Source organism: uncultured Wocania sp., from assembly GCF_964021735.1.
Lineage (GTDB): Bacteria > Bacteroidota > Bacteroidia > Flavobacteriales > Flavobacteriaceae > Wocania_A.
Map to the genome: position 1 here is coordinate 1 of NZ_CAXIBN010000121.1, position 9,903 is coordinate 9,903.

Annotated in this window: 10 protein-coding genes; 4 read left to right on the forward strand and 6 right to left on the reverse strand. The window is 30.1% G+C overall.

Annotated elements, in window-relative coordinates:
- Positions 1–198: 198 nt before the first annotated feature.
- The 5 genes from AADI82_RS10880 to AADI82_RS10900 form a co-directional block, all read right to left on the reverse strand.
- Positions 199–1,440, reverse strand: a complete 1,242-nt coding sequence (locus tag AADI82_RS10880) for a DEAD/DEAH box helicase (RefSeq protein WP_341216464.1) — start codon at positions 1,438–1,440, stop codon at positions 199–201.
- Between the two features lie 43 nt (positions 1,441–1,483).
- Positions 1,484–2,119 carry an MOSC domain-containing protein gene (locus tag AADI82_RS10885; RefSeq protein WP_341216465.1) on the reverse strand — a complete coding sequence of 212 codons (636 nt, stop codon included), beginning with the start codon at positions 2,117–2,119 and terminating at the stop codon, positions 1,484–1,486.
- 20 nt (positions 2,120–2,139) lie between these two features.
- Positions 2,140–2,832: a YafY family protein gene (locus AADI82_RS10890; RefSeq protein ID WP_341216466.1), complete on the reverse strand. Its 693-nt coding sequence runs from the start codon at positions 2,830–2,832 to the stop codon at positions 2,140–2,142.
- 59 nt (positions 2,833–2,891) lie between these two features.
- The gene (locus AADI82_RS10895; RefSeq protein ID WP_341216467.1) at positions 2,892–3,269 is read right to left on the reverse strand and encodes a VOC family protein; all 378 of its coding nucleotides are present in this window, start codon (positions 3,267–3,269) and stop codon (positions 2,892–2,894) included.
- Positions 3,270–3,407: 138 nt separating this feature from the next.
- The gene (locus tag AADI82_RS10900) at positions 3,408–3,644 is read right to left on the reverse strand and encodes a hypothetical protein (protein WP_341216468.1); all 237 of its coding nucleotides are present in this window, start codon (positions 3,642–3,644) and stop codon (positions 3,408–3,410) included.
- A 148-nt stretch (positions 3,645–3,792) separates the two neighbouring features.
- Between AADI82_RS10900 and AADI82_RS10905 the strand changes: the two genes are divergently transcribed.
- From AADI82_RS10905 to AADI82_RS10920, 4 genes are read left to right on the forward strand one after another with little or no spacing between them, the layout of a single operon-like run.
- Positions 3,793–5,745 (forward strand): peptidylprolyl isomerase, encoded by a 1,953-nt coding sequence (locus AADI82_RS10905; protein ID WP_341216469.1) that lies wholly within the window; start codon positions 3,793–3,795, stop codon positions 5,743–5,745.
- A gap of 3 nt (positions 5,746–5,748) precedes the next feature.
- On the forward strand, positions 5,749–6,603 hold the full coding sequence (locus AADI82_RS10910) for a peptidyl-prolyl cis-trans isomerase (RefSeq protein ID WP_341216470.1): 855 nt from the start codon (positions 5,749–5,751) through the stop codon (positions 6,601–6,603).
- A 6-nt stretch (positions 6,604–6,609) separates the two neighbouring features.
- Entirely contained in the window at positions 6,610–8,109 is a 1,500-nt protein-coding gene (locus tag AADI82_RS10915; protein WP_341216471.1) for a peptidylprolyl isomerase, read from the forward strand.
- A 4-nt stretch (positions 8,110–8,113) separates the two neighbouring features.
- A complete protein-coding gene (locus tag AADI82_RS10920) occupies positions 8,114–9,067 on the forward strand; it encodes a MoxR family ATPase (RefSeq protein ID WP_341216472.1) in 954 nt (317 codons plus the stop codon).
- Positions 9,068–9,073: 6 nt separating this feature from the next.
- Here the strand turns inward: AADI82_RS10920 and AADI82_RS10925 are convergent.
- Positions 9,074–9,903, reverse strand: an 830-nt coding sequence (locus AADI82_RS10925) for a hypothetical protein (protein ID WP_341216473.1), incomplete at its 5' end; no start/stop codon positions are given.

A 9,903-nucleotide genomic window follows, 5' to 3' on the forward strand; every position in this document is an offset into this window, starting at 1 on the left:
AATGCTTTATCGGGTTTTAAAATGTCTAAAACCTTAATGTATGCAGTTGTGTTTTTCGGATTAATGTTTTGTATCCAAATTCCATTTCTTAAAAATCATTTTGATAAACGATTTGAAGTTTAGTCGAATTAATCTTTAATTAGTTGGTTTTTTGTCTTTGTAATATCTAACTGCGAAGTGGTCTTGGCTCTTTTTTAATTAATACCAACGTTTCTTTTTCTTTTTTGAAGCCTCGCTTTTACGACCTTTTTTGTGCTTACTTCCTATTTTTTTAGACTTATGAATAATAGGTTTCGCTTTTGGATCTAAAGGATAAGGATGATTTTCTTCTACAGGAATTTGAACATTTATTAATTGCTGAATAGTTTGTGCATAGCTTTTTTCATCTGCCGAACACAACGAATAAGACATGCCTGTTTGTCCTGCACGACCCGTTCTTCCAATTCTATGCACATAAGTTTCTGGTACGTTTGGCATATCAAAATTTACAACAGCATCCAATTCGTTAATATCAATACCACGTGCTGCGACATCGGTTGCTATTAAAATATTTACATAGCCATTTTTAAATTTCTTTAAAGCATCTTGTCTTAAATTTTGAGTTTTATCGCCATGAATAGTTTCAACCTTATAACCATTTTTAATAAGCGTTTGCTCTAATTTGTCAACGCCAAATTTGGTACGTCTAAAAATAAGAATATTACCTTTTATAGTGTTTCGTAATAAATGTAAACACAATTCAATTTTGTTGCGTTTTGGCACATAATACAAAACCTGACTCACATTTTTAGCAGCCGACGATGTTGGAGACACTTCAATACGCTCTGGAGATTTTAAAATGGTATTTGCAAGTTGCTCCACTTTATATGGCATTGTTGCCGAAAACAAAAGTATCTGTTTTTCCTCAGGACACAGACGCTCAATCTTTTTAACATCATCAATAAAACCCATATCTAGCATTAAATCGGCTTCATCTAAAACTAAGGTTTCAATATAATCTAAATTGATAATATCTTGTTTATGTAAATCGAGTAATCGCCCTGGTGTAGCAATAAGAATATCAACACCTTTATTTAAGATGTCTTTTTGAGGCTCAATTGACGTGCCACCGTAAATTACCGTTGACCGTAAATTGGTGTTTTTACCATAGACTTTAAAGTTTTCATTTATTTGAATAGCTAACTCTCTAGTTGGGCTTATAATAAGTGCTCTGATTTTTTTGCCTTTTTTTGGCGCATCTTGTTTATCATACAATAATTGTAAAATTGGTAATGCAAAAGCCGCTGTTTTTCCTGTACCAGTTTGCGCAGAAGTAATTACATCTTTTTTATCTAAAACAAGCGGAATAGTAAGTTCTTGTACTAAAGTAGGATTATCGTAACCGGCTTCGGCAATGGCTCTTAAAAGTGGTTTGTTAAGTTGTAAGTCTTTAAATGACATGTAAAAATAGTTTGATGCAAAGATACAGTAAACATTATCAAACTTATTTTATAAAAGCTTCTAACTTTTTCCTTTTTATAAGTGGTAAAGCTTCATTTTTAATGGCTAATTTGAGGAGTGCTTCATCTTTTTCTTTAGCATATAACAAATTAAAAAGTTGCGCAGTTGTTAAGCTATTTTTTGCTTGTTCAATAAGTTTAAAAGTATCACCATTAGTTACAAATCCTTCTTCTAAAACACGAACATAGGTACCTGGTAAACCATAATTTATAAATTGTTTTAAAACAAGTTGTGTGCCAAATTTTACACCAAATTTAAAACAAGGTTCTCGGGGTTGTGTTATTTGTATTAGAGCGCCTCCAACTTTGTAAATATTGCCAATACAAATTTTGGTTTCATCTAAATTTTTTACGGTTAAATTTTCTCCGAGCATGCCATAATTCCAATCTAAACTTGGGTATAAAGCCTTCCAATATTTATAATGATTTTCAGAAAATAAATAGCAAGCTTTAAAAACACCACCATGTACTTTTCTATCTGAAACTACATCACCTTTTACGGCTTCTTTTCCTAAATAAATGGGTTTTTTAGTTGGTGTTTTGTAAATGCCAGTGGTTACTTCTTTACCATTCCAAATAATAGTAGCTAATTTTGCTATGTTTGTTGAGGTGATTTTCATGTATTTAAAGGTGAAATTTTTTAATTTTCATTATAGGGACAACCTCGAAAATAGTCTTGTAGATTAAATTTTCTGTCATCAAAAGTTTCTTGTAAAATTTTGAAATTTTGAATTCTATCAATTCTAAAAGCACGATATTCATTGCGTAAATGGCACCAAGCAATTAATATCCATTTATGATTGGTTGAATAAAAAGCATATGGTTCTATTTTTCTAAATGAGATATTTGGGTCGTTAGCTTTACGGTAATTAATTTCTATGAAATTTAAATTAGTAATAGCAAGTTGAATTTCTGATAATGCATCACTAGAAAATTCTTCGTATGACCAATTAAAAACATGTATTTTATTACTTAACAACTCGCTTTTTTGCTGAATTGAACTTTTAAAAACCGATTTTATTTTGGTTAATGCTTCATTAAAATCTGTTATAAAAGAAATATCTTTAGATTGATTTGCAATATGTTGTGCTGTAATTAATGCATTGGCTTCCTTTTCGGTAAACTGAACTGGAGCCACCGCATAATGATCCATTAAACTATATCCACGACCTTCAATTGTGGTAATGGGCACACCAGCTTCCTCCAATTTTCTAATATCTCTGTATATGGTTCTAATACTAACATCATATTTTTTTGAAAGCTCAGTTGCTGTTAAGAGTCGTTTCGACTTTAACAGAGTAAGTATAGATATAAGTCTTGGTAATTGTGACATATTAACAAAGATAGTGAACCGTTTTGCAATTCACTATCTCGTTTTTTTGATTAAAATGACTACATAAAAGAGTGTAGTGCAATACGGTTTCCTTCAGTATCTAAAAACTGAGCCATAAATCCATTTTCGCCAATATCCGTTTTTGGCATTAGTACTTTTCCACCTGCATTTTCTACCTTTTCAAGTGCTACATTTAAATCTTCACCGCCATTTAAATAAAGGGTGCAACCCTCAGAAGTTGGGTTTTGCCCTTCGGCTTCAATAAGGCCTCCGCCAACACCATTGTTGTCGTTATCATAAGGAAACATACCATATTTCATATTCTGTTCTGGCATGTGATGATCTGTGATTTCGGAGTCCATTACGATTGTGTAAAATTGTTTTGCTCTTTCGTAATTTTTTACTGGAATTTCAAACCAGCTAATTGCATTTTTCATTTTTAATTTGATTTAATTGTTAAACTTATTATGCAAATTTATACGGGTTTGTGTCGTATTATGTCAGGGGTTGTTTTTTATATTAAATATTTTTTAATGTTAGATAAGATTAATTGTTTACAATAGTAAATGAATATTTTATTCCATATAAACTTGTCCACGATGTGGTTTTAAAGTATCTCTAATAGGTTTCATATTATCTTCTGTAACAACCATAAAAGCAATGGCGTGTATATTTGTAATAGGCTCAAAACCAGTAATGTTTAGGTTTAATTTTTCTAATCTAACATAGTCTTTTAAATGAATCTCATGATGTTCAGCAATTTTTAAAGCATCCGGACCTCGAAAATCCCAAATTAGTTTTAGTTTGCGCATTATTTATTTTTAATTAAAATGAATGTTAAAAGTAAAGATATATTATATAAATAGGAGTAATATTTTTACTTTTTAAACGTTTGTTAAAGCGACTTGTATTATAGGTTTATATTACTATTTTTGTATCCATCTGAATAATTTTTTCTACATGCAATTAAAACATTTTATTACTTTACTATTAACAGCTATTGTGCTACATGTTAATGCTCAGGCTAATAATGATGAGGTGCTTTTTAAAGTTGATAATGAGCCAGTTTATGTTTCAGAATTTTTAAGAGTATATAATAAAAACCTCGATTTGGTTCAAGATGAATCTCAAAAAGATGTAGATGAATATTTATCGCTTTTTACCAATTACAAATTAAAGTTAAAAGAAGCAAAAGCTTTAGATCTTGATAAAAAACCATCATATTTAAGAGAATTAAATACGTACAAAAAACAACTAGCTAAAAATTTCATTTATGATAATAAAGTAACAGATGAGCTTGTTGAAGAAGCATACGAAAGAATATCTTATGAAATAAAAGCAAATCATATTTTAATTAAAATACCTGAAAACGCAAATCCGCAAGATACATTGGTGGCGTTTAATACTATTAGTAAATTAAGAGATAGAGCTCTAACTGAAGGTTTTGAGAAAGTTAGAAAAGAAGTACACAATGGCAAATCTGTTTTTGGCGAAGAGTTAGGCTATTTCTCTGGTTTTAGAATGGTTTATAAATTCGAAAACGAAGCATTTAATACTAATGTTGGCGACATATCTCAACCTTTTAGAACACGTTTTGGTTATCATATTGTTAAAGTTTTAGATAAGCGAAAATCTAGAGGCGAGCGTACTGTATCTCATATTATGGTTGCAATTAAACAAAACGATACGTTAGGTGAAAAGCCAGAAGCTAGAATACGAGATATTTATAAAAAACTAAACCAAGGAGAAGGTTTTGAAGCCTTGGCTAAACAATTTTCTGATGATAAAAATTCGGCATCAAAAGGAGGTTTGTTATCGTCTTTTTCTAGCGGACAGTTAAGTTCACCAGAGTTTGAAGAAGTTGCTTTTAGTATGGAAAATATTGATGATGTATCTGAGCCCTTTAGAACTAAATACGGCTGGCATATAGTTAAATTACATGCTAAAAAATTAACACCACCGTTTCAAGATATAAAATCGGAGTTAGAAGCAAAAGTAAAACGCGACGAGCGTTCTAAATTAATTGATAAGGCATTAACAATTAAACTTAAAGCTAAATATAATATTAGTGATGAGCAGCTAGCTTTAGGATATTTTGTTACCATATTAAATGATGCTTATTATAAAAATACTTGGAAACTTCCTGAAGATTTTAAAGGCGATTCACCTTTAATCAAAATAGGAAACCAACAATTCTCATTTAAAGATTTTGGAGTTTATTTGGAGAAAACACAACGCGGAACTAATTCTAAATCTACATTTGAAACCATTGTTTCAGAAAAGTATAATACCTTTTTAAATACACGATTAATACAATATCAAGAAAACCATTTAGAAGAGGAAAATGAAGAATTCGCTCATATTGTAAATGAGTATAGAGATGGTTTGTTGCTCTTCGATTTAATGGAAACTACTATTTGGAATACAGCTAAATCAGATTCTTTAGAAACTCAGAACTACTACAATTCCAATAAAGAAAAATACATGTTGCCAAAACGTATTGATGCCATTGTTGCATCATCTACAAAACAAAGAGTCTTAAAAAAGGTTGCTCAATTATTGGAACAAAATATGGATTTAGAAAATATAAAAAAACTTGTAAATAACAATGGTGAAGTGCATGTGGTTTTTACATCTGGTATTATGGACGCTAATCATCAAGCACTTCCTGATAATTTTGAATTTGCAAAAGGCATTTCTAAAATCTACAAACATAATAAAGCTTTTATAATTGCTAAAGTAAAAGCGGTTTTACCAAAAGAACTAAAAACTTTTGAAGAAGCTCAAGGTTTAATTATAAGCGATTATCAAACTTATAAAGAAGAGAATTGGGTAAAGCAACTAAAAGAGAAATATAAAGTAGTTGTTAACCAAAGCGTGCTAAATAAAGTGAAAAATCAAATTGAAAATTAATCTTTGAAATTTAAAACCCTCATATTTTTAATAGTAGTCATTATAACTACATCGTGTTCTTTTTTTAAAAAGGCAGACGATAGAATTCCAATAGCAAGGGTTAACGAAACCTATTTGTATGATGATGATATTAAAGATTTAAACACAGATGCTACCACAAAAGAAGATAGTGTTTTATTGGTTCAAAGTTTTATAAATCGCTGGGCAACGCAACAATTGTTTGTAGATGGTGCTATGCTAAATTTGAGTGAAGAAAAACAAGCAACATTTAATAAGTTAATAGAACAATATAAAAACGATTTATATACTAAAGCCTATATAGAAGCCTTAGTAAAAAAAAACATAGATACCACATTAGCTAATGATGAAGCTAAAATGTATTATGAAAATAACAAAGAAGCCTTTAAATTGAATGAAGAGCTTATTAAGTTCCGTTATATACATGTTGACGAAAATATAATCAACTTAAAGGCTATTGAAGAGAAATTTAAACGCTTTAATTTAGAAGATAAAAAAGAGTTAGATTCTATGTCTATTCAGTTTAAAAGTTTTTCGCTAAACGACTCTATATGGATAAAAGTAAGTCAGGTAATGGATAAAATTTCAGTAGTAAATCCAGAAAATAAAAATGAACTGTTAAAAAAAACTAATTTTTTACAACTCAAAGATTCATTAGGAGTATATTTGATGCAAATTAATAATGTTTTGTTGCGTAACGAAACCGCACCGTTGGAATATGTTAAGCCAACAATTAAACAAATAGTTATTAATAAAAGGAAGTTAGAACTTATTAGAGAATTAGAAAAAGATATTACAAAAGATGCTATTAAAAACAAACAATTTGAAATTTATAATTAATTTGAAATGACAAGAAACAAATTTAGATACATACTACCAATTACTAAAGGCATTACATCTGACCTTATTAATAACAATAAGTATAAGCAGATTAAACATATATTAGTTTTAAGCATAACCTTACTAGCTGTAAATGTTATGTCTGCGCAAGAGATTATTGAAGATGAAGTAAAAGAAACTGTAAAAAAAGCAGATACTGTAAAAAACAATTTTAAAGCACAAAAGGTAGATGGTGTTGCAGCCGTAGTGGGCGATTATATTGTTTTAGAATCTGATTTAGATAAAGAATATAAACAATTAGAAGTTCAAGGTGTAGATATTAATGTAATAAAGCCATGTGAATTATTTGGTAAGCTTTTAGAAAATAAATTGTACTCGCATCATGCTGTTCAAGATAGTATTCAGGTGTCAGATGCTGAAATTCGTCAACAAGTAGATTATACCATACAGCAGTTTTTACAACAAACAGGTGGCTCAATGGAAAAGCTTTTAGAAATTCATAAAAAAGAAGACGAAAAAAGTTATAGAGATGAAATATTCGAGATTATAAAAAACAATCAATTAGCTTCAAAAATGCAAGCTAAAATTGTTGAAGATGTAGATATTACTCCGGATGAAGTTAGAATATTTTTTAATAAAATTCCAGAAGACGAAAGACCTACATTTGGTACAGAGCTTAAGGTTGCACAAATTGTAGCAGCACCAGAAGTATCTGAAGACGAAAAGCAAAAAATAATTGACCGTTTAAAAGGCTTTAAAGCAGATGTTGTAGAAAATGGAGCTAGTTTCAGATCAAAAGTGGTTTTGTATGGTCAAGACCCTGGAATGAAAGAATCTAGTTATATCTATACTTTAGATAGAAAAAAACCTAGAATGGTTAAAGAGTTTAGAGATGCTGCTTTTTCATTACAAGAAGGAGAAATATCAGATCCTTTTGAAACTGAGTTTGGATTTCATATTATTAAACTTGAAAAAATTAGAGGACAACAATACGATGTAAGCCATATTTTATTAATTCCTAAAGTTTCAGATGATGCTATTAAAGAAGCTAGAGAACGACTAGAAAAAGTGAGACAAAGCATTGTTGCTGGCGATATTACTTTTGCTGAAGCTGCAAGAGAATCGAGTGACGAAAAAGAGACAAAATTTGATGGCGGACAATTAATTAATCCGCAAACACAAGATTATAATTTTGAGTTAACCAGAATGGATCCTGAATTATATGCTCAGATTCAAAACTTAAAAGATAATGAAGTAAGTTTAGTATTAAAAGAAGAAGATAGAAGAGGAACTGTTAAATTTAAAATTTTAACAGTTACAGATAGAATCGATGAGCATGAAGCAGATTATGCGCGCGATTATTTAAAAATAAAAGAGCAAGCATTAAACGAAAAAAGAGTTATTGCTATAGAAAAATGGCAAAAAGAAAAAATATTAGATACTTATATTAAAGTTAGCGGAAAACATAGAGATTGCGATTTTTCTAGTAACTGGTTAAAACAATAAATATATGTCGGATGTAGCTGCCGTAGAACAATTTGTAAAGCGATATAAAGATTTAAAAACCGAAATAGCCAAAGTTATTGTTGGTCAAGATGAGGTTGTAAATCAAATTTTAATTTCTATTTTTTCTGGCGGTCACTCCTTACTTATTGGTGTTCCGGGTTTAGCAAAAACATTAATGGTAAATACCATTGCACAAGCCTTAGGTCTCGATTTTAAGCGTATTCAATTTACTCCAGATTTAATGCCAAGTGATATTCTTGGTAGCGAAATCTTAGATGAAGACCGACATTTTAAATTTATAAAAGGCCCCATTTTTGCAAATATAATTTTAGCAGACGAGATTAACAGAACACCACCAAAAACCCAAGCAGCTTTATTAGAAGCGATGCAAGAACGTGCGGTGACAGTAGCTGGACATCATTATAAATTAAGTTTACCGTATTTTGTTTTAGCCACACAAAACCCTATTGAGCAAGAAGGGACGTATCCGTTACCAGAAGCACAATTAGACCGTTTTATGTTTGCTATTAACTTGGGGTATCCATCTTTTGAGGAGGAAGTTCAAGTAGTAAAAACAACGACTACCGACAAGCAAGTTGAAGTAAATGCTTTGTTTTCTGCACAGCAAATTATAGATTTTCAACAGCTTATTCGACGTATGCCAGTTGCCGATAATGTTATTGAATATGCCGTAACTATGGTTGGCAAAACAAGACCGAATACCGAGGCTGCAAACGATTTGGTAAAAACATACATAGATTGGGGAGCAGGACCAAGAGCCTCGCAAAACCTAATTTTAGCGGCTAAAACACATGCTGCAATTCTTGGTAAGTTTTCTCCAGATATTGAGAATGTTCAAGCAGTAGCTAATAGTATTTTAAGGCATCGTATTATTAAAAATTACAAAGCTGAAGCTGAAGGTGTTACTGAAGATCAGATTATTGAAAGCCTTTTTTAATACTAGTTATTTTTCAATTAAATAAGATTTAAATCCATCTTTTAAATTATCGGTTCGCATTTGCGGAATATAATTATAATAATATCTTATATAGTCTATCTGTTTCTTATTTACACAAGGTAATTCGCCATTTCCAGTAGCCCAAAAAAAGGTGTCTTCACTTGGTGAGTTAAATTCAAAACCATCAATATTATGCTTAGTAAATTTGGTTTCAGTTTTAGTATTCTTTTCTGGAATAATAATGTTTCTCAATCGGAATGTATTCAATTCCATCGCAAAGTCATTACTTGTAAACGTGTTCAAATTTATAGTTATAAAAATAGGAATAGCACTTAGAATAATAGATAGAGTCACTAAATACAATCCAACTTTCTTGTTTTTTATAATAGTAACAAATAATTGAATAGCTAAAAATGAAACAAACACAAAAAAGAACCTGTACTGAGGCGATGTAAACCATAATATAACAAGTTGTAAGATTGCCAAAATATAGATTGTAAATAAGCTGTATTTGTGTTTGCTTTTATAAATAACCCAAGGAAATACAAGTATTAATAAAATGTATGTTTTATTAAATACACCATGTAACTTTGGTATATTTAACCAATGTGCTATTTTTTCTAAAAAGCTAAAAGAAGATACATCTACATTATTCATACCTGCTAAATATGTGCCATTTTTATAGAATTCAATAAGAGTTTTTGGTTGCTTCCATTCAAAGTTTAAAATATCAAATTGAGTTAGTGGATATAATAAATATCCAGAAATAATTATATTTTTTACAATGAATAAACCAAAAACAAGTATGCTTAAAAATGAATATTGCCATATTCCTC

What these genes read in the sequence shown, in the direction of transcription:
- AADI82_RS10880 (WP_341216464.1), bottom strand. Translation starts at nt 1,440, where the DNA reads ATGTCATTTAAAGACTTACAACTTAACAAACCACTTTTAAGAGCCATT.
- AADI82_RS10890 (WP_341216466.1), bottom strand. Translation starts at nt 2,832, where the DNA reads ATGTCACAATTACCAAGACTTATATCTATACTTACTCTGTTAAAGTCG.
- AADI82_RS10885 (WP_341216465.1), bottom strand. Translation starts at nt 2,119, where the DNA reads ATGAAAATCACCTCAACAAACATAGCAAAATTAGCTACTATTATTTGG.
- AADI82_RS10915 (WP_341216471.1), top strand. Translation starts at nt 6,610, where the DNA reads ATGACAAGAAACAAATTTAGATACATACTACCAATTACTAAAGGCATT.
- AADI82_RS10895 (WP_341216467.1), bottom strand. Translation starts at nt 3,269, where the DNA reads ATGAAAAATGCAATTAGCTGGTTTGAAATTCCAGTAAAAAATTACGAA.
- AADI82_RS10920 (WP_341216472.1), top strand. Translation starts at nt 8,114, where the DNA reads ATGTCGGATGTAGCTGCCGTAGAACAATTTGTAAAGCGATATAAAGAT.
- AADI82_RS10900 (WP_341216468.1), bottom strand. Translation starts at nt 3,644, where the DNA reads ATGCGCAAACTAAAACTAATTTGGGATTTTCGAGGTCCGGATGCTTTA.
- AADI82_RS10905 (WP_341216469.1), top strand. Translation starts at nt 3,793, where the DNA reads ATGCAATTAAAACATTTTATTACTTTACTATTAACAGCTATTGTGCTA.